The sequence below is a fragment of the Paenibacillus sp. FSL H7-0323 genome (assembly GCF_038002725.1).
Classification (GTDB): Bacteria; Bacillota; Bacilli; order Paenibacillales; family Paenibacillaceae; genus Paenibacillus_AQ; species Paenibacillus_AQ odorifer.
On the sequence record NZ_JBBODB010000001.1, the window covers coordinates 3,409,063 to 3,434,249 of the forward strand.

Sequence of the window (25,187 nt, forward strand, 5' to 3'; positions counted from 1 at the left end):
CTCATCATCGAACAACTATATACTGAGTCATCAGTAATATTCCCCAACATTATATACAAAACTGTTATCAATAGTCAATGATTATCCCTTTATACAGGCTTTCGTTTGATTAAAAACGCCATAAAGTGTTGAATAACGACTTTTGCAGCTGCAAAGAACGGTACAGCAAGGATCAGTCCAATCATCCCTGCCAGCTCACCACCTACCAGCAATGCAAAGATAATAAGCAGCGGATGCAAATGTAGCGTCCTGCCTACTACCTGTGGAGAAATAATATTGCTCTCCACAATTTGGCATAAAGTGTTTACCACAGCAACCAGTAGAACTAATCGAAAAGAGACGGTCGAAGCCATCACAATGGCAGGTGCAGCCCCTAGAAAAGGACCCATATACGGAACAATATTAAATACTGCCACCACACTGGCGAACAGTAAGGCATAAGGCATTCCGACGATAGCATAGCCGATATAGGCGAGCACACCTATAATGATGCAGACCAGAAATTGTCCGCGAATGTAATTGCCGAGCGCGGCATCAATATCTTTTAACAAAGTAACAATAGACTTGCGGCGTGCGCGGGGCAGACAAGAGACCACCGTCCGTTCAAATACGTCAAAATCCTTCAGAATATAGAACACCAGAAACGGCACGATAAAAGCATTGAACAGCAAGTTAATCGTTGTCCCTATGTTATCGAGAAAATGAGAAATCCCTTCGGCCAGACGATTCTCCAGTTGAAAAAACCAGTTGTTCATCCCCATTTCAACCCCAGGTGGTATTAGCCTTGTATTCATATGGCTCATCAGGCCTTGGGCTTGCAGTGTGATCTCAGGCAGATGTTCATTTAACTCTTCAAGCTGCTCAATAAACATCGGGATAAGGTTGATGGCGATCACGGTAATCGCCGTTAGAAACACTGCATATATAAGTAGAACAGCTACGCTACGCGGCATCTTCCGTCCGGCCAGCATACTAACCACGGGATTCAGCACATAGGAAATAATCATAGCTGCCAGAAATGGAGCGAGGATTGCCTTTAAGAATACAAAAATCCCCTGCAGCATCGGACGAAGCAACCAAACAAAATACAAAATGATCAGGGATAGCAGCACTCCGATCATCCAGCGGAACCATTTACTTTGGGACCATTGTTCCATGAGAGTACCCTCCTGCGGTAGAGCCTGGACTAGCTTCGTAAATAAGTATATGTATGGCCGCAGCAAAATAACCATCAAACACACAAAAAAGCGTCAATAACCTTGCAACTGATTTCAGCTGAAAGGAAATTGACGCTTAAGTACATAGAGCAGTCTTGCTTACAAAGCAAGATTCATAGTTAAGACGACGCATGAATTTGCGGGAAATCCTGAGTCATATCATCCCCGGAGAACAGGTCGTCCAGTGAGCTTAGTGTGCCGTCTTCTTCAACTTGATAAACCGACATTTTCTCGCCATTTACCGTCAATTCGATGAAACAGCCCCAGCAATAAAACTGGTGGGAACCGATCTTTCCGATATCTTTGGAGTTGCAGTTTGGACACTTCATATAATACATTCCACCTATCCGTTAACAATATTAATGGCTTTTTGTAGCCGTTCTTCGCTCATCGCAGGAACCATTAATGCATTCTCACCAATGGACATCTCGTCAGAACAAGGCAGCCATTTGCGGCCTTCGATCAAATCAGTGACAAGCCCGTCACTAATTTCCAGCGCTCCTATTGTGTTTCCCAACTTTTGGTCAAAATAAACATCAGATATTCGTCCGAGTATAGTTCCAGTTGTAGTTAGCACTTTTAAATCCTTAAGTTTGTTCTTTCCAAGTAGAAAAGTACAAGGTATATGATCGGCATCTATCTTATCAATCGACTCTTTACTACGAATCATGACAGCATCCTCGCCGTAGGCCACAATATCTTCCCATGCCACAAATTTCACATGGCCACCAAAAAAAGATTTGCTTTCCAGTTCAATACCCGTAATATTCCAGTTTGAATCGAGCAAAATATCGACAATTTTGCCGATTGCGTTACCCTCTTCAACTTCATATACAGCCAAGCCGATCAGATCTTGAAGTTTCATGGCTGCTCGGTCTCCTCACTTTGAGTGTAATTACGAGTTCTCAAAAAGTGAAAGCCCGAATGATCGGGATACCTATCATAGCCTAGAAGTAACTAGTCTCTGATACGCAGCCGATTCAGAATGGTTTCAACTTTTCGAGCAACGTACTCAATTTCTTCAGTAGTATTACCCAAACCCATGCTAAATCGAATCGCGGACCCTAAAATATTTTCTGGAAGCTCCATTGCTCTCAGAACATGGGATATTTCCAGTGATCCTGACGTGCAGGCTGAACCGCTTGCCGCCGCAATCCCGTCCATATCCAGGTTCATCAGCATAACATCTGTTCTAGCTCCCGGGAAGCTCAAATTCAGTATACTTGGCAAAAAATGCTCGGTATTGCCGTTAATCGAATAACTTTCCCGTCCAATCAGCGTATCCAGCTCTTCAAGTAGTCTATTGCGCAGGAGCTGCACTTTTTGTCGACGTTCTGATAGACCTGTAACTGCTATCTCAACAGCCTTGGCAAATCCAGCAGTACCTGCTAGATTTTCTGTTCCGGCTCGTCTGCCGCGCTCTTGAAGGCCACCGTGGAGTCTTGGATGCAGCGGTGCTCCACTCCGCACATAAAGGCCACCGATCCCCCCAGGTCCATTGATTTTGTGAGCTGTAAAGCTCATGTAATCTACCGGAAGCTCCCGCAGTGTGATCGGTAAGGCACCAAGAGCTTGTACAGCATCAACATGGAACAGAATTCCCCGCTCTCTGGCAAGCTGGCCAATTTCCTGAATCGGCTGAACGGTTCCTACCTCATTATTGGCATACATTACACTGATTAGCACCGTGTCTTCCTGCACCGCTGCTTCTACGTCTGCAACGGATACTCGGCCTGTAGAATCCACAGGAAGATAAGTAACCTTAAAGCCTTCCTTCTCCAGCTCTTCGCAGGTATGTAGCACCGCATGATGTTCTATCGCAGAGGTGATAATATGATTGCCTTTCTGGGCAACAGCAGCGACAGCTCCATAGAGGGCTAGATTGTCGCTTTCGGTTCCGCCGCCAGTGAACACCCACTCTTCCGGCGAGCAGCCTAAAAAGGCGGCGATAGTATCGCGCGCCCCATTTAATATTTTCTTGGCTGAACGTCCGAACTGATGTACACTGGACGCATTTCCATATTGTTCTGTCATTATATTCAGCATGACCTTGGCCACCTCGGGATGAACCGGAGTTGATGCGGCGTGGTCCAAATAGATGGTTTTCATCATTCATTTCTCCACTTCTAGGGTATAGGACAATAGTTCGTTTTTAAGAACTATTAAATTATACCGCGCGAGAAGTTAGTTTTCCACAAACTAAAGAACACAATATTGTAATCAATTCCCTACATAGGCTAGGATAATGACAGCCAATTCTCTTCAGAGGTAACTTCTATGCCGTTTTTTCTAAGTAAAGCCGCAGTCACGCCGTTGCCAGCGATCTTCTTCCCTTTGAACTCTCCGTTATAAATCATGGTGCTGCCGCAAGAAGGACTGTTTTCCTTGAGGACTACCATCGTGGCTGAAACCTCTTGAGCTTTTTCAAGCGTAATATAGGCCCCTTTTAAATATAGTTCTGTTACATCTGTTCCCGACCGGTCCACTACTTTTGCCGTTCCTGCAAGCACATCCTCACCATCCCCGCCGACAATTTCAGCTGGCTCTCTAGGCGTAGAGAATCCCCCTAATAATTCCGGACACACAGCAATAGCCTGATTCTCATTCAAAAGCTTCTGAATTTTCTCATCCAAACAATCCGTACCATTATATCTTACCTTCATGCCAGCTAAACAAGAGCTTACCAAAATCACCTATATGCACCGCTTTCTTCATTCATTGTGCTTCGTTTATAATAAGATACAACCCTCAACAGCCGTTCAAGCTAAGAAATATTTCGAGCATAACATGCTGATTACAAGCTGTAAACAAATCTAGCCTCAAAAACGACCGAATGGGAAGTGTATAAAATGTGCGGACGATATACAATAACAGTCACCATGGAAGAGCTGATGGTCAGATATTTTGCCAATGATTCTACCATTATCCACTATGCTCCAACATATAACGCAGCACCCATGCAGCAAATTCCGGCAGTCATTAACACAGGGTCCAGCAATAAACTTGGGGAACTGCGCTGGGGTCTGGTTCCTTCTTGGGCCAAAGATGATAAAATCGGCAGTAAAATGATCAATGCCCGGGCAGAGTCACTCCTTGAGAAGCCTTCTTTCAAGCGATTAGTAAGCTCCCGCCGCTGCATCATCCCTTCTGATGGTTTCTATGAATGGAAGGCACAGGGCAGCAGTAAACAGCCCATGCGAATCGTGATGCGCGATGGGGGTATTTTTTCAATGGCCGGATTGTATGATATTTGGATGGACCCTGAAGGTAATAAATTAAGTACCTGCACGATTATAACGACTACCCCAAATGAACTTATGGCTGAAATCCATAACCGTATGCCAGTTATTTTGAAGCCTGAGGATGAGCCTGAATGGCTAAGCCGGAGCAATCAGGACGCAAATTCGTTAATAAAGCTTCTTAAACCCTATGATCAGCATCAAATGAGAGCCTATCCGGTTTCCACTGCAGTGGGAAATGTCCGGAATAATACGAAGGAATTAATCAATGAGATATAGAAAACAATATTATTCAAATGGTGGGAATGATTGTCACCCTTTTATTGACACTAATTCTGACCTCGTTGTTAATCCATGAAAAAACATCTTAACCCTGCAGATTAACCGCAGAGTTAAGACCAGCGCCGCTCAATTTGAATTCTACGTCCCATCAATTGATGATACATCTGTAGAAATCTGTCTGCATACAGCTCGGAGGACAGGTTAGTCCGGATATGCCATTCTCCATTCATCCTGATTCTGGCCCGCAGTGCCGGATCATCCATTAAGGATAGAGCAGCATTCACAGCTTCATCCAGCTGCCCTCTCGTGTATATTTTTCCAGTGTGATTGTTAATGACGAGTCTTCGAACGCCGTCTGAATCTGTAGTAAGTACAGGACAACGGCACAACATCGCCTCAGCAACCGCATATCCAAATCCTTCCAGAATCGAGGTGGAAAGGAGCAAACCTCCCGAATCACCAATAATGCTCATATAATCTGCCATTTGCTCATGAGGAATATTGGAATACGAAATTAATCGTGAAGAAATCCCTGTCTCAGCTACAAATTGATCAAAGCTTTCTTTTTGCTCTGGATCAAACAACGTGTCATCCTGAAAAATCCATAAATAAAGCTCGGGATGGATCGTCAGCAGCCTTTGCCCGATTTGCAGAAATTCCCGCCAATTCTTATTCGTTTGAATGCGTCCTACCCAACCGAGGATAGGGAAACTTTTGGCGGGATAATTGGTATATCCAAACTGATCGCAATCGATCGGATCATCAAAACAATATTGTGGAATGGTTGGAAATCCGCCTTTGAAAAGCGCCTGCAAATGGGTTGTTTCCGGATACAGCAGTGCATCGGTGAGCCTGTAAATGCGCTCTGTAAAATTATTAACGACCTGCTCAGCTTCATCTAAGGTACCTAAACCCTGCACTTCAAAAACAAGCGGCCCTTTATACCCAAACCCTCGAATCCGCTCTGCTAAGTTAATATCCGTACACACTACAATTAAGTCAAATGCTTCCCGAGCAAGCATTGCCCTGATCTCGTCATCACTATTGGTAATATGCGTTTGAATGTTACGGATATTCTGCTGTCCTTTTCCATGGTGTGTATACAGTAAATGGCACTCTACACCGCGAGCATATAACGCTTGGCAGCGAACTCGGTTCAGAGTTTGCATACCACCACTCGGGTTATAAAAAGTGAACAAAATCTTCATCATGATCACTCATTCGCAAATTATTTTAGGTAAAAGAGGTCTTCAACAAATCATACAAATCTGCGCTGCGAAACAGCTCATTATAATAGTGGCTTTTGGTCGAGGGGACATGTCTGTGTCGAAATCCAATCAAGCTATGATCATCCGTGTAGTAGTTGGAAATCGTATCCCCACCCGTAGTAATCAAAGCTTCCAGCATGTACTCAATATCGAGCGCTCCTATAAAAACCTTTGGACCTAAAACTATCGTAAATGGGGTGGATAGCTGCTCAATAGCACTGCAAATCGCGTGTGACTCCACAGCCCCAGGCAGCCAAGCGAACGCTGTCGCAGGATGAGGTATGGTTTCCAATAGAGCTGATGGCTGACGTGTAGTTGATAAATCCAGCACCCGGCATTCATAATTGCTATACGTTTGTTCGTACAGATTCTCTATCCTCGTTATTTCATCCGCACAAGCATTCACTACAGGATATAAAACGGTAATCATCGCCGGAATCCCTCTGCGAAACCGCGCCTGATGGCGGGTCAAATGATAGGCATATCTCCATCTACGATGATTTTCAACCGAATGTAACTGGGCAGATACACTAAAGGTAGAATCCACACGATAATTCACCAGTTCCACCGGTATAAAGCGAATCTCACAATGTTCAGCCAGTCTCAGCCAGTAATCATAATCTTCCACCGGTTCCATTCCATAAGCTCCAACAAGCTTCGCAATCTGTGTTTTGTACATAAAAGATACGCCAATGAGCGAATAATCCAGCAATCTCTCTTTGGGCTGTGACTGATAATTACGCTGCGTAGCCAATTGATGTTCGTTGTGAAGAAACTTTCCCTCGTTATCGATGCTTTGAAAAGAACTGAACACGATGCCTAACTCCTGTGGACCTCTAACTAGCGCCCCCCGAAGGATTTCGAGGAAACGGGGTTCATAAACATTGTCGCTGGAAACCCAACTCAAATATTGAATACTGGGCTCACTAAACAAAAGATCAAAGCCAGTATTCAGTGCATGTGCTATACCCCTGTTCTGTGCGTAAGAGATAACCGTTACCCTCGGATCTTCGACAATAATGGATCTCACGAGCGGTTCCATTTCTGGTGCTCCATCGATCACAACAACCAGCCGAAAATTGGTAAAAGATTGGTGTAGAACAGACTGCAGAGCTTGCCGCAGAAACTCCGGCTTTTGGGTATACACAGGCATAACTACTCCTACATCCGCCATGATTTTTACCTCTCTCTACATTGGAGTATAAAATCAGTATATTTTGATTCCTCTCATATGATTGTGTGAATGCCCCTAAAATACTTTATTGCGCCTAAAAAAGCAGCAATCGCCCTATTTCTGTCAGCGACTGCTGCTTAATGGTCTAAACGTTACTATTATATAGGGATAGATAATGCCGTAATCTGCGTCAATTCAGATTGAAGCACTCGCTGATCAGTAACTAGATTTCCGAACTCGTCCAGCCCATACACGGAGGTAACTACTTCTGCCAAAGGAAAAGGACTACTAATTTGTACCTCGTAAGCCAAATTGCCCCCAATGAAAAACTCTCTAATATCAGAACTCTTTGCAGGAACGTAATACCCTGTGACATAAAGCGGAGTAAGAACTGGCATCGAATATGGAACACCAAAAACTTCGACGATCATCATTGCACTCGCATTACTTGTGTTACGAACACTGACTACTACATTACTTGCTGCAGTACCAGTTGCTCTTGTATTTGTAATAAGACCTGTTGTATAAGGCATTTCCTCACTCCTCCTTTTGGTTTCTATCAACTTATTCACCAGGAAGCCGATAGTTGTGAGGCAAGAGGAAGGGGAAACTCGTGGAATAACAGCCAATTAGACAGGTAGAAGATTATATTGATATCATTTCCGTTCCGCTTTGAGGATATGTCGACGGGTGATTTCTGCCTTCTTATAAACAAAAATAAGTACAAATGTTCGCATATAAAGAATAATAGTGTTAAAATAAAGTTATACTAATCCTAAACTAAAGCCTAAGGAGTCTTGCCTAATGAGTCAAAGAGTTGCTTACAATGAAGTTGCACCTGAGGGTATGAAAATCATGATGGATATGGAGATGTACACCAAAAAATCTACGATTAATCGGACTACAAGAGAACTTATCAAAATCAGAGTTTCTCAAATTAACGGATGTGCTTTCTGTATAGATATGCATACATCCGAAGCTCGTAAAATGGGTGAAACTGAACAACGAATTTATTGTTTAAATGTTTGGGAGGAATGTACTTTTTATACACCTGAAGAGAAGGTTGCTCTAGAACTAGCTGAGCATATTACGCTAATCCCTTCCAAAAGAGTTCCGGATGAGCTATATAAGCAAGTACGTGAACATTACGATGAGAAACAATATGTTGATCTTGTGCTGATTATTAATCAAATCAACAGTTGGAACAGAATTTCTATTGCAATGGGAAATACCCCCGCAGCACAATAATTAACATTAATTAACCTTAATGAACACTTTAGGGTGTTCTTTTTTTATTCTCCGCTCCGCACGTTCCACGGCTCCGTTGATATATGAATCATCTCATTAAAATGCCCTGCCAGTATAATCACTAGCAAGGCATTTTTTCTTGCGATCGTGTTGGGTTAGTTCAATAACAATTTCTGATTTTAGTACTCTCTTTTATTTCCCTTCTTTACGTACTCCCACTCAACCTCAACATTTTTCCTAACTCTTTGCAAAAGTTGAAACAAGACTTCCGTTTCTTTTTCAGATAATCCTGCTAACGCAACCAAGTCGGTATGGTCCCCTTCTCTCTTCAGAAAAGAGTAGGCTTGTTTGCCTTTTTCAGTTGTGAATAACCTTTTTATTTTTTTGTTCGTTTCATCGTCTTTCTTTTCAATAAAACCTTGGATTTCAAGCTTCTGAATCGCACGTGCTGCTGTTGTTCGGTCCACCTTTATCATTTCCGACAGCTTTTCTTGAATAATGCCCGGATTCTCATATATCCGGACCAGATATAAATACTGCCCCTTTGTAAGCTCTAATTCCTTGAACTCTATATTACTTATGGAATCTAATGCCCTCGCTATCATTCCAACTTCACGAAGGATCTCTTTCATTCAATCACCTACCAGTTCCAATAATGTTGTATTTACAACAATATTGATTGTATATATACTTATAATTGTCGTTAATTCATTATGACGTTTTTCCTAAAAAAAACAAATACAGAATGGAGTAAGCAAGAATGAATCTTAAAAGAATTACACTAATCGAGGAACTTGAAGCTGCATTTTCAATCAGAAAAAAAGTATTTGTTGAGGAACAAGGCGTTCCCCTTAATGATGAATTTGATGAATTCGATACACTGAATGGAGAATGTGAACATGTCCTGGCCTATTATGATGGGCAACCAGTTGCCACAGGAAGGATCCGCGTTCTTGATGGTATAGGTAAGTTAGAGCGTATTTGCATCCTAGAACCTTATCGTAAATTTGGAATTGGGAAAAAAATCATTTCGGCATTAGAAGAGATCGTGGTGGAAAAGGGGCATCAAAAAGTTAAATTGCACGGGCAAACTCAGGCGGAGGGCTTCTATAAGAAACTTGGTTATCGGGCTTCATCTACTGAATTTATGGAGGATGGCATCCCTCATCTTTTAATGACTAAAGATCTTTCTGCTTCAAAAGAATGAAGAAGTTTAGTGTAACTACGTTTTCCATTTTCACTTGCGGGATTTTCATCTTAACCCTAGGCGTTTCACTAACAATAATCTCTGACCTTGGAGCATCACCTTTTGATGCACTTTTAGTGGGTCTATCCAAAAATGTCGGTCTTACAGTAGGCAGTTGGGAAGTACTGATCGCATGCCTATTGATTGGATGTAATTCATGTTTATCCAAGCAAAGACCGGAATTATTAGGGCTGGTAACTGCATTCATAGCAGGCTTAGGTATTGATATGTGGCTTTTTTTGTTTAACCATCTGATCGAGCCTAATCTGTGGATCAGTAAAATTGCTTTTTATGGTTTAGGCTTAATCGCAATTGGATTAGGTACATCCATTTATTTATACGCAAATTTCGCACCGATTCCAGTGGACCGGCTAACATTAGTACTGCAAACGATAACTAGGCTTAGTATACTATTTACTAGAACAATCATTTATCTTGTTTTCTTATTTGCCGCCATTATTTTCAATGGGCCTATTGGGATTGGCACTCTACTTACCATTTGTTTAGGCGGATTAATTCTTAATTACTTTATGCCACTTACACAGAAAGTCTTGGACCGATTGCTACAACATTAATAGCGAACTCCGCTAAAGAAACTTGATTTATACAACAAACCATAATCTTATCATTGGGAGTGAATAATTTGGAGATTAGAATCGATAACTTAACCGGAACCGAAATCATAGCATTGATCAGTGAACATCTTCAGAGCATGTTTGAGCAATCTCCCCCAGAGAGTGTACATGCGTTGAATTTAGATAAATTAAAAACACCTGAAATCACCTTCTGGAGTGCCTGGGAGCAGGGCGAACTCTTAGGTTGCGGTGCTCTTAAAGACATGGGTAGCCATCATGGTGAAATCAAATCCATGCGTACTTCTACCAAGCATCTTAGGAAGGGCATTGCATCTAAAATGCTTGCCCATATTATTAAAGAAGCTAAGCAACAAGGCTATCGGCGGCTGAGCTTGGAAACCGGATCCACTGAAGGGTTCGAAGCGGCTAGAAAACTATATGAACAATATGGGTTTGAATACTGTAGTCCGTTTGCAGATTACATTGAAGATCCCTATAGTGTTTTTATGACGAAAGAATTATAAGTACTGTAGAGGTGCTTACTTGACTACTAATCAATGGATACCGATTCTCGCAGCGTTCATCGGAGCCTTTTGCTGCTGGATTGCGCTCCTTAATAAACGTAAGAACAAATAGAATCACAGATAATAAAAGATAAAAAAAGACTCCCAAATGGGAGCCTAAAGGTTGATTTATAATACTGTTGAGTTATCTTTCATTGGAGATCTAAATATAAAACATGTAATTGTCAGCCAAACTCTCTTCTTTGTAGTTAATCAAATCATAAAGTGTTGTGGAATCCAGCACATCGGCAATACTGTCGCGAATACGCAACCATAAATCCCGTTTCGCTGCATCGTCCTCTTCCGTGAAGTCTACAGGAGAGATAGGGCCCTCCAGCACACGGATGATATCACCGGCAGTGATAGCATTCGCCTCACGCGACAAAATGTATCCGCCATATGCTCCACGAATACTTTTTACAAGTCCTGCATTGCGCAGAGGAGCAATTAGTTGCTCCAGATAATGCTCGGAAAGACCATTTTTCTCAGCGATACTCTTAAGTGAAGTTGGTCCTTCACCAAATTTCAGTGCAAGCTCCATCATAATTGTTAGTCCGTAACGACCTTTAGTTGATATTTTCAAAGGGGCACCTCTTTCAGTTTAATGTCTGATTATTGTATACTATTGATTCGGCAAGTCATTTGGATTGTCATATCAAGGTATTCCGATAATTACTCTCAGTTTATGTTATCATATCCGAAGTCACAAATGAAATGGAAAACAAAACATTTTACGAGAATGTTCACCCCAGGTGGACATTTTGTTGTTTCCAGTCTCTTATTTCAGAGGTTTAGAGTAGACAGGTATGTTATAATACATTTTGAGCCGGGTGTTCCATGAATGACCGGTATTTTGGGTACAGAAATGGTGATTACGATGACAAAAGCAAAACAAGACACCCGTGTCGTCGTCGGCATGTCCGGAGGGGTCGATTCCTCCGTCACGGCGCTTCTGCTCAAGCAGCAGGGCTATGACGTCATCGGCATCTTCATGAAGAACTGGGACGATACCGACGAATTCGGAGTATGTACGGCCGAAAGCGATGCAGAGGATGTTCGCCGCGTATGCGAGCAGATTGATATTCCTTACTATACCGTTAATTTCGAGAAGGAATACTTTGATAAGGTATTTTCTTATTTTCTCGATGAATATAAGGCCGGCCGGACGCCAAATCCTGACGTCATGTGCAACCGCGAGATTAAGTTTGGAGAATTTTTGAACAAAGCTCTTCAGCTTGGTGCCGATTATGTCGCAACTGGACATTACGCACGTGTTATAGAAGAAGATGGTGTGTACAAGCTGCTCCGCGGCGTAGACAACAATAAGGATCAAACCTATTTCCTGAATGCACTGGGGCAACATCAACTCTCTAAAACAATGTTCCCTATTGGACATCTGCCGAAACCTGAAGTGCGGAGAATTGCTGAAGAAGCAGGACTTTACACTGCCAAGAAAAAAGATAGCACAGGCGTCTGCTTTATCGGCGAGCGCAACTTCCGCGAATTCCTCAGCCAATATCTCCCGGCACAAGCTGGCGATATGGTTGACATAGTAACTGGAGAGATCAAAGGCCGCCACGACGGACTTATGTATTACACGTTAGGCCAACGCCAAGGCCTTGGTATTGGTGGCTCTGGCAACGGCGAACCGTGGTTTGTAGCTGAAAAAGATCTTAGCCGCAACATTCTTTATGTAGTACAAGGAGACAAGCACCACAGCCTGTACTCCACTAGCCTGATTGCTTCCGGTGTTAACTGGATTGACGGTCAAGCGCTTGGGCAAGAGCCGCTGAAATGCACCGCCAAATTCCGGTATCGCCAGCCAGATCAAGGCGTGACCCTTACAGCGCGTGAAGATGGAACGATTAATGTAGCCTTTGATGTTCCACAAAAAGCGATCACACCTGGTCAAGCCGTTGTCTTCTATCTCGGTGAGCAATGTCTCGGCGGCGGAACGATAGAATACGCGGAGAAGGTTGTTCCTTCAGCACAAGTGTGAATGTAAACCAAACTTCTATAAAAGCTTGATCTACAAGTAATCGTAGTAACTCACAATATCTAACTAGCATACCAAAGCACGAAATAGTTGTATTTAATACAGCTATTTCGTGCTTTTTTATTTCTTTTTGGGTTTTAGTTGCACATTGTACAGTTAAACTGAGCTTATATCTCAATAAGTATCCATATACTGATAAATAGTTGTATGAAGTGCAATTAAATTACGTTGGCGCGGCTAGAGCCTATTCTAGTTGTAGGAAATACAATTAAAACGGACATGAAGCCACAATTAGTCGCAGTGCAGTCGCTAACCAGCCAATAACAAAAAAAGCCCCAGCCAAATGGCTAGGGCTTCCCTCATTTAGACTTTAAGGCTCAAGTCCCCATGCTAGAGCACCATTCAAGTACAACGGCACATGATTCCATTCCGTGTACGATGTTTTGGTAGGATCATACGAGTAGTCTCCAACCTCGTTGTAATTGCTCCAGTCCGTTTTGTTGACCCGGATCTGGATATCACCCGTGTTGGCTCCCGGTGCAAGACTGCCTGCACCTGCGCCAAAGGAGATTTCTAAATAATAGTCCGCTCCAGTTTTGGCAGGGTCTACCTTCACGAATGTTCCCTGTATATTACTTCCACCGATGTTAGCATAGTCAACATTAAATTGTTGAGGTTTATCGCCATCAATCGTGTAATAATACCGCAGCTTTACATCGCTAAGCGCTACAGCCGTATCCCCATTGTTAACAATTTGCAGCTGCGGGCGGAACTGATTATCTCCCGGATTGGTATCACTTGTCCGGTACTTCACCACCAAATCTCCTTGTGCCGGAATCGGTACATCCATAGGCTTGGCGTGAACCTCAGGCGAATTCGGGCTCTCTCCAACCACGTTGGAAGCACTAACTACATAGTAATAATCCGTACCGTTAACCACGGAAGTGTCACTGTAAGTAGCTTGAGTGACAACAGCCACATCGCTGTAAGGGCCACCAGTTGTTGCAGCTCTTTTCACAGTATAGCTTGTAGCTCCAGTTACGTTGTTCCAACTAAGATCTACAACTTGGTTACCAGCGACCGCACTTGGTTTAGAAGGTGCTTTTGGAGCTACTGGCTCCGTAGGCACGCTGCTGTTGATCAGTCGATCGTATTCTGCATAAGCAGTTGCCATATCTACTTGCGACCAGAAGCGATGGTAGGTAAATTCAGGGGCCCCATTGTCCCATGTTTTAGTCACTTTATTAAAAGAAGTATTGTATTTGTCCAGCAGATATTGCCACTTAGAGTCATTTACGATATTTGGACGGATATCGGTATAGCTTGCATATACCCCATTTCCGCCTTTAGCAGGATCGGAAGGCACTGTTGATGTACCAGGGATTGTATTTCCTTGGCCGAATGTACCTGTCCAGCCGCTTGGGAAATAGACTTCTTTAGTGAAATAGCGAGAATAATCTGCACGGCTTTCGGTAGTTGCAATACCAATTCCATCGTTATAACCCCATGCCGTGTCTAACAAAGATTTAGCCAGTACCTGAGCTTCTCCTCCCAGAGTACTGTAGCTGCCATGTTCAGCTTTGGTGCCAGCCGCATAGAAGGTAAGTGCCTTAATATAGCTGCCCAGTACACCTGTATCTTGGCTTGGACTCTTAGTTACGGCTTTCAGGTTATTGTTTGCAGTAGAACCACTGAAGCCATTCCACGTATTAGGTTGTCCTGTCCATTCCACATTACCTGGAATCCAGAATTCTCCTGGTGCAGAGACTGTAGCCACTTGCGGATTGGCGCCTCCAAGAATTCGATTTCCTTGGCTGTTCAGATAGTAACCTTCAGCATCCGTAACTGGACGTTTGTTGGCAAAAGCATAATCTTTAGACCAATCTACCCAATTTTCTATAACTTGTTTTGCCATTTGGAAGTTTTCAGATGTAGTGTCTCCGTTAGAAGCAAGGATATAGTACAGCTCTGCTACCCGCTCCACACTCCATGCCTGCATTCCGAACCAGTTATTGGATGGAGGATCGTGGTAGACTGGAGCTTCGTCATAGGCCATGCCATAAAAAGTACTGGTTCCAGCTGGATAAGCCTTGTAAGCGCCTTGATAACTATTGGTCGCTCCACCGGCAATTGCCCCTTCAGAGGACTGCAGCCAAGTATAAAATTCCAATTGACGTTTCAGAGAATTTTCCCAATCCTGCCCACCTGTAGCTGATGACGGAATCAGACCACCATCCGAATCAGAAAGTGCGTAGGCAGCTACGACATTCTGATACCCTTGGTGGGCATGGCTCGCACCGATTCTCCAAGCCCAGTTTCCTGTAGCTCCAAGTCCACCGCCCCATGCGGTATACCAAGCCAGAAGATATTGATTAGAGTCTTTGCCAGTCCCGGCATCAGGGGTGCCGTCAGTAGCAGCACTTCCTACTTTTTGGAAGTATTTATCATACATACCGTAACGCAGGAAATCGCCCATTTTCTTAGCTTTATTCAAATACACTGTATTGTTGTAGCCGAGCTCTTTAGCCCAGTACATTGCTTGTACTGCGCGTGCATCGGCATCTGTAGCATTTGTGTAACGCCATTGAGCGGAAGGCACGTTAGCTTCTTTTGTGAATAGACTCATGAAGCCTTCGTTTGCTTTTCCGAACGTTTTGTCATCTTGAGACGGGTGAGGGACCGCCTCCCAAACGGACTCTTGTTCACCCCGTTGGAATGTATTCACATAAGCGGCTGTATGCGTAGGATTCAGCAAGTTGCCGAAGCCGTACCAGTTGTCCACGTCTACCAGCCAGTGCATCAAGTAGGTCTGGTTGTTGCCATACGTCGCCTTCAATTCAGCATCTAGCGGATCTTTACCTGCTGTATACTGGCCACCTAGCTGACTTGGATACTGATCCGGCTGAGCATGCTCCGCTGCATACGTAGCCGGGCTGTTCGGATTGTAATAACTCATGGTTGGCTGCTCTTCCTTGCCATCACCTTCGTTAATAGGAATGATATATTTCTCCATGTTGTCCCAAGCGGATTCCAGCTTAGTCCAGTCCCCTGTGTGATAACCATAGAGTACCTCAAGCCACATCCAATAACTGTAAGCTTCTGAGGTCGTCATATGTCCGTAATCAGGGGCTTCACTCATCAAGGTCTCTACCGCATGATAAGGTACTCCTTCGGCAGAGAAATAACCATTTGCGGGGTCTTTTAGCTGCGCATATAATTGCAGAAATCGCGTCTGCTCCGTAGTTGAAGCGTGAGCAGTCTGAGGTCTAAAATTAAATAGACCGGTCATGAGTGAGAGAAACAGGACTGTGGCCATTATTACAGAAACAGGCTTCTTTATTAAGCTCAATTTCATCATCTTAGGCAAGCTCCCTCTCTTGGATATATTTATGGTTCTAAGCCCCATACAAGTGTTTCACCTTGATAAAGTGTAACCTTATTCCAATCGGCAAATGTCTGCTGAACCGCGCTGTAGGAATAATCATCCGTTTCATTATAAGCCGTCCAGTCCGTCTTATTGGTGCGAGCCTGAATCTCGCCGCTATCTCCACCAGGCGCTATACTTCCAGCCCCTGCACCAAAAGAAATCTCCAGATAATAATCCGCGCCCGTACTGGCGGGATTCAGCTTAACAAAACTGCCGCTTAAATTACCACTGCCCACTACAGCATAATCACAATGAAACTGTTGTGGTTTATCCCCATCCACAGTGAAATAATAACGCAGCTTCAAGCCGCTAAGTGCCACAGACTCGGTTCCTGTATTCATAATTCGGAACTGAGGGCGCAGCTGTCCATCACTGGCATTCGTATCATTCGTACGATATTGCACCTTCAAATTTCCCGTTGTGGGCTGTGTCGGTTCTTGGGGATTAGCACTAACCTGTATAGATGGCAAGCTCTCCCCTACACTATTCGTGGCAGTGATCACATAATAATAAGTGGTTCCGTTCACCCGTCCACTATCCATGTAATCCGTTCCCGTGACATTCTCAAGCACCGTATACGGGCCTCCACTCACTTCACTGCGTTTAACGGTATATTCACTGACCCCGCTAATCGCATTCCAAGTCAAATGGACAGTCCCATTACCTGCTACAGCCTGAACATTAGTCGGACGTGCAGGGACTTGAGGTTCTCCAGGTTGTCCGCCACCCGCTGGAAGTTCTCCATACATGTGCACACCTGCTTCAAACACCGGAATGTTCGCTGTTTTTACAGGAGTTACTCCTTGAGCTGCCACCCCTTGGAATGAAAAATCATTAGCATTATTCCAGAAGTTAGTGTTCAGCGGAGCTGCAATTCGGAATTGAATCTCCTTACGATGAGCAGATTGTCCACCCGGATAAATCAAAGTACCTGTAAAATCAACCTTAGTATAGTAGATATGGTTAGCTGCATCGTAAGGCTGAAGTGCAGACACCGTTCCACCCTGATTGTAGCCTCCCGCTGTAACCGTAATATCCTCAGGACCATAACCAGCCGCTATCGCTTCACTAAGATCCACATAATAGTTAAAAGACATCTCTTTACTGGCCCTTGCCGGCCAGCCCGTACGGTTATTCAGCAATGCTCGAATCTCTACAAAGTTGCTGCCACTAGCATTCACAGAGGCTTCGACAAACATCTCATCTTCACGTGTCTCTGCAGGTGGAAATTGTGCAAGGGGCTGTTGCCCTTGTCCATGCAGCAGCACCATTTTTGCAATAGCTCCTGTAAAAGCTGCATTGTAATCGGTTGCAACTTCATTCGAGACATAATCGTTAATGGAGTCGGTGTAACTGTCTGTTTTGGACGGGCCTCCAACTAGCGCTCCGTACAAGACATGGCGATGATTTACCGGAACGCTCTGACTATCATTCCATGATCCATGTGAGGTTCGATGATGGGGATGCTGAGGAGAATTATTACCAAAACCGATAACATAACTGCTGTTTCGTGGATTGTCGCCAAGCATATACGTAATTTGTCTCTCCGCGAAAGAGCGCGCCGTATCTTTCTTCACCGGATCGCTCACCCAGTCTGAGTAAACGAAGGCCATAAAAGCCTGATTGGCTGCATAACGCAATGCGCCCCATTGATCCAGATGGGCTAGTCCGCCAGGTGTATAGGCAACACGGTCACTTGTTCCACCCACTCCAGTCGTCCAATACTGCATATTCCGTTCAGTGGATTGAATGAACTTGGTCTGCCCGGTGATTCGTGCCAACAGTAATTGAGCGCCATAATGCTTGTCGTCCCAAGACTGTGTCCACTGATACCCCCAGTTTCCAGCCTGATTCGTTCCCCATTGATCGCTTGCTGCAATAGCCTTATTGAGATACTGCTGATCGTTAGTCGCCAAATACAACCAGACAGCCCCCCAGCTCAATTCATCCGCGTAACCGCTCCAAGAATTATAATATTGTTTGACGTCGGTAATGCTGTCGGAATAGGAGCCGCGATAAGTGTCTGCAAAATTGTAAAGCTGTTTAGCATGCAGCAGCAGCTTGTCCGCGTATACGGCATCCGTATCCCTGAAAATAATGGATGCTGAAGCTAACGCTGCAGCTGTTTCTGCGGCAAGATCTGATCCGGGATGAGTGGCATCAATTTTGTAGGAAGGTCTCTGCATCTGCATGACTTCTGCGGGTCCCCACCAATTATGATCGGTTGTTCCGTTACCAACTTGTCCCCACAGCTCGTTAGGAGCGGTATGAGCTTTCACAAAATAATCGGTTGCCCAGCGAATATTGTCTAAAATTTCCTCCAGCTGCCCAGACCCCTCATATCCTTGCTTGTACTCATAAACTGACCATGCCAGCATCGTTGTAGAATAAGCCATAGGCAAACCGAATTTAACGTGATCACCGGCATCGTACCAACCACCAGTCAGATCATGTCCCACATCCGCCCCGTCCAAAAGACCGGAATCGCCCCGCCATTCCACCCGATTGTTATCTGGCAATTCACCAGACCGCTGGGTTTCGTAGAAATAAATAGATTTTTGTAGAACCTCCGCATAGTTGTAGTCTCCGGCCGCTGCCTCTGCTATCGCCGGTTGAAATGCAGCATTTGAACAAAATGTAAGCGTAAACAACAAACTGAACACCAGTCCTTGTTTCCTATACCTCTTGATCATTTCTACTGCCCCTCTCTTCAGTGAATGCCACAAGAAAGATTACACCTCAGTCCCGTAACACCTCCCTCACTTGAATCAGGTACCTGTCATTGCGATCATCCACTCACCTCACTCTAAGAGCTATATTTAAGCGAAAGTTTCGCTCTCACCCAAAATATACCATATCTTTCATTAAAACACTATATTTTTACAGGAAATAATGCACAAAATATAGGAATAATTGTTAATTTAACGGAAAATAAAAAACAGCAGCTCAGGATTTCTCCTTGAACTGCTGTTCATTAATCCCCTCTTACTGAGCCACCGCAGCTTTATCTGCAGAAACCGCAATGTCGTTATAATAGAGTCCGGTTCCATCACCAATTGCAAAGTTTAGAACACGGTTATTAACCGGCACAATCACAGCACGATAAAGTGTTGGGAATACTGGAATCTCATCAACCATAAATTGTTGCCACTCTTTATAGATTTCTTTACGTTTGTCTACATCAAATGCAGCCTCAGAGATCCCTTCGGCGAGCAAACGATCGTTCTCTGCACTGGAGTAACGTGGGAAGTTATAGATTGCATCTTTACCGTACAGGCCTGATGGGTCAACGTCAATCCCTACCCCCCAAGCACCTTGGTACACATCAACAGTAGGATCATCCTCACCATTTTGACCTATGCGATCATAGAAGGTATTAAACTCTACCATTTCCAAAGTTACATTCAGACCAATCGCTTTCCAGGATTGTACATAATATTGAGCCAGCGGCTCAGCAATGTCTCCACCAGTCATCGAAATGAAATTAATCTTCAGCTCGCTGCCATCTGGATTCGTTCTAAATTCACCGTTTAATTTGTAACCAGCGTCATCCAGGATCTTTTTAGCTGCTTCTGGATCAAAAGCTACGCCCGGATTGGTAGTATCATGGAATTCTGGATGGGACGGTGGAATCAAGGTAGTCGCATTCCAACGCAGACCATTATAGAACTTTTTACCAACAGTATCATTGTCAACCGCAGCCCACATTGCTTTACGAAGATTCACATCCGCCATTTTAGCTTTAGGATCGGTAACAACCTCTTTTTTCGTTGCATCCCATTTGCCAAGCTTAAATCCAATATACGTATACGCACGGTCAACCGCCCCGAGATACTCAACATTTGATAGCTTCGCATTATCTGGGAATTGATCAATAGGGAAGGAATCCACCAAGTCAACTCCACCAGATTTCAGTTCTTGTACAATCGTTGTTGGGTTGATAACCTTCAAAATTACTTTATCCAGTTTAGGGGCTCCACGCCAGTAATCTTCATTCTTAACAAATACTACAGACTCACCAGGAACGATACTCTCTACTTTAAAAGCTCCGAAGCCAATTGGCTTTTGGCGGACTTCAGGGGAAGAGGAGATTTTGGCAACATCCATGCCGCCAAAGATATGTTTGGCTAATGGATAAATCCATACGCTACCCGTTAACAAGGAAGGTGTAGATTGCTTATAAGTAATTTGCAGTTTCTTATCACCCAGCACTTTAATCCCGGATATGGTCTTGGCCTTACCGGAATGGTACTCATCCATGCCTTCAATATTAGTGAAGTCAGAACCGTAACGAGGACCATCATAAGCAGGATTACCAATAACTTCATGGGCGAACAACCAGTCTTCAGCCGTTACTGGCTTACCATCCTGCCAGTTTACATTGTCGCGAATCGTAAAGGTAAAGGTACGTCCATCTTCTGCAACTTCATAAGTAGCCGCACCATCATTAGTATAAACATAGTCTTTATCCCAAGTTAACAAACCTTCATCAAACCAGTTCAGAACTTGAGCATCTGGATCTCCAGAATAGAAGTTCCAGTTCAAAGTGCCTTCAAATGGACTATCGGAAACAAGTCCAAATGTAATTGTCCCTCCGTCAATAGCTTCACCTTGGTTAGTCTTAACGTTACTGAAATCTTTAATGTTATAAAGTCCGTCTTCTGCCTCAGGCGCGGCCGTTGCTTCTGCGGTTGCCGCAGGTGCGCTGGCGTTAGGAGCTGCTGTTGATTCAGCCGCTTCGTTGTTGTTCTTGGAGCCGCAAGCCGCAAGAGCGAACAACATTACAAACATTAATGAAACTAGTAAAGCTTTTGAACGAATGGCTTTTCTCATTTAATCATTTCCTCCCTTATTATCCTTTTCTTTGTCTTGCGTCGGTCGCACGTTTTAGCGCTTGACCCACATTATTTATACTCAACATCAATACCAGGATCAGCAATGATGCGGGTAACCAGATCCACCATCTGAACTCAAGAGTCTGCGGATTTCTCGCATAGCTTACTAGAGTACCCAGACTGGGTGTACTTTCTGGAAAACCAAAACCTAGAAAGGATAGGCCTGATTCCAATCCAATATTAGCTGCCAGATTCAAGGTCATTGTTACGATAATGATTGAGCTTAAGTTCGGCAGAACTTGCGTAAACATAATTTTTAGATTGGAGGAGCCTAGGGTCTTAGATGCCTGAACATAATCCAATTCCTTCTCTTGTAATGTCTTGGAACGAATGAGCCTGGCAATCCCCATCCAAAGAAATGCTGTCATGATAAAGGAGAAGGTCAACGTATTGTATTTAGGAACTGCGCTGACAAAAGCTATAACAATCATTAGAAAAGGTAGAATCATGAAGAAATCTACAATACGCATCGCGACATTATCTACCGTTCCCCCAAAGTAACCTGAGACTAAACCTACCAGAATACCGATAATTCCCGTAAAAAATGTAACCATAAAGGCAATAGACATGGAATTTCGTGTTCCTATAATTAATTGACCGAATACATCCCGTCCTCCATAATCAGTCCCCAGCCAATGCACAGCCGAAGGCTTCTCATATAGGGCGAACAAGTCAACCGTGACAATTTCTTTCTGATCTAAAAATAAGGAGATCCCATATACAGCAGCAATAATCGTAAATAGGAAAATCAACGAGACCAGTGCCAGCTTATCCCGCACCATCTCCCGCCAAACAATTTTGAAGCCCGATGGACTTTTATCAGTTTCCTGCAGCAGAGCTATCTCTGCGCTCGTCTTTGCCATTTCATTCACCCCAAAGTGTTCATCTTCTTATTTAATCCGGATACGAGGATCTACGATACTTAAAATAATGTCTGATAACAACGCACCGACGATGGAAGCAACCCCATACAGAAGAACGAGGGCTGTTACCACGCTGAAATCCCGAATCGTTATCGAACTTAGAAACAGCAAACCCATTCCTGGATAGCTGAAGATCGTTTCAACGAACACCGTACCACCGATTAACCCAGTGATCTCATATCCAAAAAATGCAGCGATCGGCAGCAAGGAGTTTCTCAAAATATGACGATTGTATACGCGTGACTCCGAAGCCCCTTTAGCTCTAGCAGTGAGAATGAAATCTTTTTGCTTCGTATCAATGATCTCATTTCTCAGATATTGGACGGTCCCAACCGTTGCAATTAGCGCCATAGATAACGCAGGCAGAAGCAGATGGTAGAATTTACTCCAGAAGTGACTTAGTGTACCTGGAACTTCCCCGGGACTGACACTGCCGCTGGTAGGAAACCAATGAAAATGAAATCCGAAAACCCATACCATTAAAAGTGCAAAAATAAACAACGGTGCAGCAAATCCAATATAGGTATAGCCAGTTATCAAGCGATCCAGCCACGAATCGTTATAACGTCCGCTGGTAATACCAAGCGGGATAGCAATAAGGTATGTAAGAATCAGCGTAACAATGGCCAGCCAAAGTGTGTTCATCAGGCGTTGTCCGATTAGTTCTGAGACCGGCATTTTGAAACGGAAGGACTGGCCGAAATCCCCTTGTATCGCTTTAGTGATCCAATCCCAGTACTGGATGTACCATGGATCATTTAGACCGAGCTTTTCTCTCATCGCATCAATGGCCGCCGGATCAATATTCGGATCGAGCATTCCTGAGAGTGCGTCACCAGGCATCGCCTTCGCCATAAGAAAAACAAGAATACTTAATAGAACTACTTGAGGGATCATTATAAGAATTCTACGAACGATAATCTTCCACATATTCTCAACCTTTCTCAGGCAAGGCTACCAGATGAGTCTCGGAAATTGATTTTAATGGATAAGCCATGCCTTCTTCATCAAAATAATTCCGGTGCGCTTGTTCATATTCCTTGCTTACTGATTTTCTGAATTCCGTCTGCTTTTCTCTCTGTTTCGGATCAATATCAGGAATGGCGGCAATGAGTCGTTTGGTATAAATATGCTGAGGATTGTCAAAAATATCTTTAGCAGTCCCTTGCTCCACATGTCGTCCTTTATACATAATCCCTATGTGATCGCACATATGCCTGATGATCCCGAGATCATGACTGATAAATAGAAAAGTAAGATTCAGCTCTTTTTGAATGTCCTGCATGAAGTTAAGCACCTGTGCCTGTACTGAGACATCTAGCGCAGATACCGGCTCGTCAGCAATAATAAGTTTTGGCTTGAGTGCAATTGCTCTGGCAATTCCGATCCGCTGCCGCTGGCCGCCAGAAAATTCATGCGGATATTTCAGGATGTTCTCAGGACTTAAGCCTACTTGTAAAAGCAATTCCTGCACCCGGCGTTTTTCTTCCCCTGGAGACATTTTTTCGAAATTACGCAACGGTTCTGCAATAATATCGAGTACACGCTTCTTAGGATTTAAGGAAGAGTACGGATCCTGAAAGATCATCTGAATGTCTTTGCGGACATTTCTTTGCTTTCGTACACCCCTCAAGGCCAAATCTTGCCCTTCAAAAATCACGCTGCCGCTAGTAATAGAATTAAGACCTATAATCGCGCGACCCGTTGTCGTCTTTCCGGAACCAGATTCACCAACCAGACCATAGGTTTGCCCAGCTTCAATGGTAAAATTAACATTATCGACAGCCTTAACTACGCCAACTTCCCTTCGAAAAACACCGCCGTGGATCGGAAAATGTACTGCTAAATTTTTAACCTCAAGAAGTCCCATTGTGGATTGCCTCCTCGTTAGTATCAGGGAAATGGAAATTGTTATAACAGGTGCAGCGAACGAAATGTCCGGGTGCGACTTCATGCAGCTGTGGGTTCTCCTCATGCTCCGATTCAGGAATCCAAGGCGTCCGTGCCGAGAAACGGCAGCCCTTACGCGGAAGGTTTTGCAGTGGTGGAACAATCCCCTGAATCACATGCAACCTGGATTTTTCTTCTTTTGCCGTTGGAATGGAGTTTAATAAGGATCTCGTATATGGATGTTTCGGATTAGACGTCAACGTAAAAATATCTGCGATTTCGACGATTTGTCCGGCATACATCACCGCAACACGGTCAGCCATTTCGCTTACAACCCCTAAGTCATGAGTGATTAAGATAATGCCCGCTTCCATATCGTTTTTTAATTTTTTAATAAGTTCAAGGATTTGTAATTGGATAGTCACATCTAGTGCTGTGGTAGGCTCGTCGGCGATCAAAAGCTTGGGTCCATTGGCTATCGCAATGGCGATAACCACCCGCTGCCTCATGCCACCGGATAATTCGTGGGGGTACTGCTGATATGTATGCTCGGGACGGGAAATTCCAACCTTGGTCAATAGATCAATGACCTTCTCTTTTCGCTGTTTCTTAGAAAGCTTGGAATCATGTAGGATAAGTACTTCTTCAATCTGTGAACCGATGATCATTAGCGGGTTTAAAGCGGATAAAGGATCTTGAAAAATCATAGACATTTCTTGGCCGCGCAGCTTGTTTAGTGCAGCAGGAGACATAGTAACGATGTCCTGGCCCTTGTATTTGATTTGTCCGTCAATTCTGGCTCTGGTATGCAGCCCCATAATGGAAAAGGCGAGCGCACTTTTTCCTGAACCAGATTCTCCAACGATAGCCAGAATTTCATTTTTGCGAACAGACAGGGTAACATCATCAACCGCAGCATAATAGTCGTCTGCAATTCTGAACGATGTCGACAAATTTTTGATTTCTAGTAGTTCTTCGCCCATATTCATCACCCTAACGACAAGGATTTCAAAATTAACACAATGAAAATATTATGTAAATTTTGATATAAATAGTGTTGATTTTCATGAAACATTTTGAAATAACCAATGTGATGATAATTAACACTGTTAAGAATACTACCAGTAGTTCAATCGGAAATAAAAATGAACATCTCGTAACTTTGTAGTTCATTTTAATTAACTTATGGTAAATTATCAATCTTTTCCTATAAAAAATTTTCAATCGATGTGATTAAAAGTAAC

General features: G+C 43.7%; 23 protein-coding genes. 6 read left to right on the top strand and 17 right to left on the bottom strand.

Going from position 1 to position 25,187, the window contains the following annotated elements:
• Positions 1-89: 89 nt before the first annotated feature.
• The 5 genes from MHH89_RS15575 to MHH89_RS15595 form a co-directional block, all read right to left on the bottom strand.
• Positions 90-1,157 (bottom strand): AI-2E family transporter, encoded by a 1,068-nt coding sequence (locus MHH89_RS15575; RefSeq protein WP_036677553.1) that lies wholly within the window; start codon positions 1,155-1,157, stop codon positions 90-92.
• A gap of 179 nt (positions 1,158-1,336) precedes the next feature.
• Positions 1,337-1,546, bottom strand: coding sequence for a hypothetical protein (locus MHH89_RS15580; protein WP_036677557.1), 210 nt, complete (start codon positions 1,544-1,546; stop codon positions 1,337-1,339).
• A 14-nt stretch (positions 1,547-1,560) separates the two neighbouring features.
• Complete coding sequence (locus tag MHH89_RS15585; RefSeq protein WP_036677560.1) at positions 1,561-2,082, bottom strand: PRC-barrel domain-containing protein; 522 nt, start codon at positions 2,080-2,082, stop codon at positions 1,561-1,563.
• 92 nt (positions 2,083-2,174) lie between these two features.
• Positions 2,175-3,326: a cysteine desulfurase family protein gene (locus MHH89_RS15590; protein WP_076129682.1), complete on the bottom strand. Its 1,152-nt coding sequence runs from the start codon at positions 3,324-3,326 to the stop codon at positions 2,175-2,177.
• A gap of 128 nt (positions 3,327-3,454) precedes the next feature.
• Complete coding sequence (locus MHH89_RS15595) at positions 3,455-3,910, bottom strand: DUF523 domain-containing protein (RefSeq protein WP_076129681.1); 456 nt, start codon at positions 3,908-3,910, stop codon at positions 3,455-3,457.
• Between the two features lie 156 nt (positions 3,911-4,066).
• Between MHH89_RS15595 and MHH89_RS15600 the strand changes: the two genes are divergently transcribed.
• A complete protein-coding gene (locus MHH89_RS15600; RefSeq protein WP_341087527.1) occupies positions 4,067-4,735 on the top strand; it encodes an SOS response-associated peptidase in 669 nt (222 codons plus the stop codon).
• Between the two features lie 113 nt (positions 4,736-4,848).
• Here the strand turns inward: MHH89_RS15600 and MHH89_RS15605 are convergent, their stop codons facing one another.
• The 3 genes from MHH89_RS15605 to MHH89_RS15615 form a co-directional block, all read right to left on the bottom strand.
• On the bottom strand, positions 4,849-5,949 hold the full coding sequence (locus MHH89_RS15605; RefSeq protein WP_254857104.1) for a glycosyltransferase family 4 protein: 1,101 nt from the start codon (positions 5,947-5,949) through the stop codon (positions 4,849-4,851).
• Positions 5,950-5,971: 22 nt separating this feature from the next.
• Positions 5,972-7,180 (bottom strand): glycosyltransferase family 2 protein, encoded by a 1,209-nt coding sequence (locus MHH89_RS15610; RefSeq protein WP_341087530.1) that lies wholly within the window; start codon positions 7,178-7,180, stop codon positions 5,972-5,974.
• 158 nt (positions 7,181-7,338) lie between these two features.
• A complete protein-coding gene (locus MHH89_RS15615) occupies positions 7,339-7,713 on the bottom strand; it encodes a hypothetical protein (protein ID WP_076278817.1) in 375 nt (124 codons plus the stop codon).
• Between the two features lie 271 nt (positions 7,714-7,984).
• Between MHH89_RS15615 and MHH89_RS15620 the strand changes: the two genes are divergently transcribed.
• Positions 7,985-8,428, top strand: coding sequence for a carboxymuconolactone decarboxylase family protein (locus MHH89_RS15620; protein ID WP_076179371.1), 444 nt, complete (start codon positions 7,985-7,987; stop codon positions 8,426-8,428).
• 179 nt (positions 8,429-8,607) lie between these two features.
• On the opposite strand, the gene MHH89_RS15625 is transcribed toward MHH89_RS15620, so the two are convergent.
• Entirely contained in the window at positions 8,608-9,060 is a 453-nt protein-coding gene (locus tag MHH89_RS15625) for a MarR family winged helix-turn-helix transcriptional regulator (protein WP_076105880.1), read from the bottom strand.
• Between the two features lie 128 nt (positions 9,061-9,188).
• Between MHH89_RS15625 and MHH89_RS15630 the strand changes: the two genes are divergently transcribed.
• From MHH89_RS15630 to MHH89_RS15640, 3 genes are all read left to right on the top strand, one after another.
• Entirely contained in the window at positions 9,189-9,635 is a 447-nt protein-coding gene (locus tag MHH89_RS15630; protein WP_076129675.1) for a GNAT family N-acetyltransferase, read from the top strand.
• Positions 9,632-10,249 carry a YczE/YyaS/YitT family protein gene (locus tag MHH89_RS15635; RefSeq protein WP_076179369.1) on the top strand — a complete coding sequence of 206 codons (618 nt, stop codon included), beginning with the start codon at positions 9,632-9,634 and terminating at the stop codon, positions 10,247-10,249. The genes MHH89_RS15630 and MHH89_RS15635 overlap by 4 nt, the downstream gene beginning before the upstream one ends.
• 68 nt (positions 10,250-10,317) lie before the next feature.
• Positions 10,318-10,773: a GNAT family N-acetyltransferase gene (locus MHH89_RS15640; RefSeq protein ID WP_076179368.1), complete on the top strand. Its 456-nt coding sequence runs from the start codon at positions 10,318-10,320 to the stop codon at positions 10,771-10,773.
• 202 nt (positions 10,774-10,975) lie between these two features.
• Here MHH89_RS15640 and cymR read toward each other — a convergent pair whose 3' ends face one another.
• The gene (cymR, locus tag MHH89_RS15645) at positions 10,976-11,395 is read right to left on the bottom strand and encodes a cysteine metabolism transcriptional regulator CymR (protein WP_036677599.1); all 420 of its coding nucleotides are present in this window, start codon (positions 11,393-11,395) and stop codon (positions 10,976-10,978) included.
• Positions 11,396-11,689: 294 nt separating this feature from the next.
• Here cymR and mnmA point away from each other — a divergent pair, with 294 nt between their 5' ends.
• Entirely contained in the window at positions 11,690-12,811 is a 1,122-nt protein-coding gene (gene mnmA / locus MHH89_RS15650) for a tRNA 2-thiouridine(34) synthase MnmA (protein ID WP_076129704.1), read from the top strand.
• 367 nt (positions 12,812-13,178) lie between these two features.
• Here mnmA and MHH89_RS15655 read toward each other — a convergent pair whose 3' ends face one another.
• The 7 genes from MHH89_RS15655 to MHH89_RS15685 all read right to left on the bottom strand — a co-directional run bounded on the left by MHH89_RS15655 (position 13,179) and on the right by MHH89_RS15685 (position 24,926).
• Entirely contained in the window at positions 13,179-16,163 is a 2,985-nt protein-coding gene (locus MHH89_RS15655; RefSeq protein ID WP_341088813.1) for a glycoside hydrolase family 48 protein, read from the bottom strand.
• 32 nt (positions 16,164-16,195) lie between these two features.
• Complete coding sequence (locus MHH89_RS15660; RefSeq protein WP_076179367.1) at positions 16,196-18,928, bottom strand: glycoside hydrolase family 9 protein; 2,733 nt, start codon at positions 18,926-18,928, stop codon at positions 16,196-16,198.
• A 292-nt stretch (positions 18,929-19,220) separates the two neighbouring features.
• Positions 19,221-21,068, bottom strand: coding sequence for an oligopeptide ABC transporter substrate-binding protein (locus MHH89_RS15665; protein ID WP_076218485.1), 1,848 nt, complete (start codon positions 21,066-21,068; stop codon positions 19,221-19,223).
• 19 nt (positions 21,069-21,087) lie between these two features.
• The gene (locus MHH89_RS15670; protein WP_076129671.1) at positions 21,088-21,993 is read right to left on the bottom strand and encodes an ABC transporter permease; all 906 of its coding nucleotides are present in this window, start codon (positions 21,991-21,993) and stop codon (positions 21,088-21,090) included.
• Positions 21,994-22,020: 27 nt separating this feature from the next.
• A complete protein-coding gene (gene opp4B, locus MHH89_RS15675) occupies positions 22,021-22,983 on the bottom strand; it encodes an oligopeptide ABC transporter permease (RefSeq protein WP_036677612.1) in 963 nt (320 codons plus the stop codon).
• A gap of 4 nt (positions 22,984-22,987) precedes the next feature.
• Positions 22,988-23,923 (bottom strand): ABC transporter ATP-binding protein, encoded by a 936-nt coding sequence (locus MHH89_RS15680; protein ID WP_036677615.1) that lies wholly within the window; start codon positions 23,921-23,923, stop codon positions 22,988-22,990.
• A complete protein-coding gene (locus MHH89_RS15685) occupies positions 23,910-24,926 on the bottom strand; it encodes an ABC transporter ATP-binding protein (protein WP_076129669.1) in 1,017 nt (338 codons plus the stop codon). The genes MHH89_RS15680 and MHH89_RS15685 overlap by 14 nt, the downstream gene beginning before the upstream one ends.
• Between the last annotated feature and the right edge of the window lie 261 nt (positions 24,927-25,187).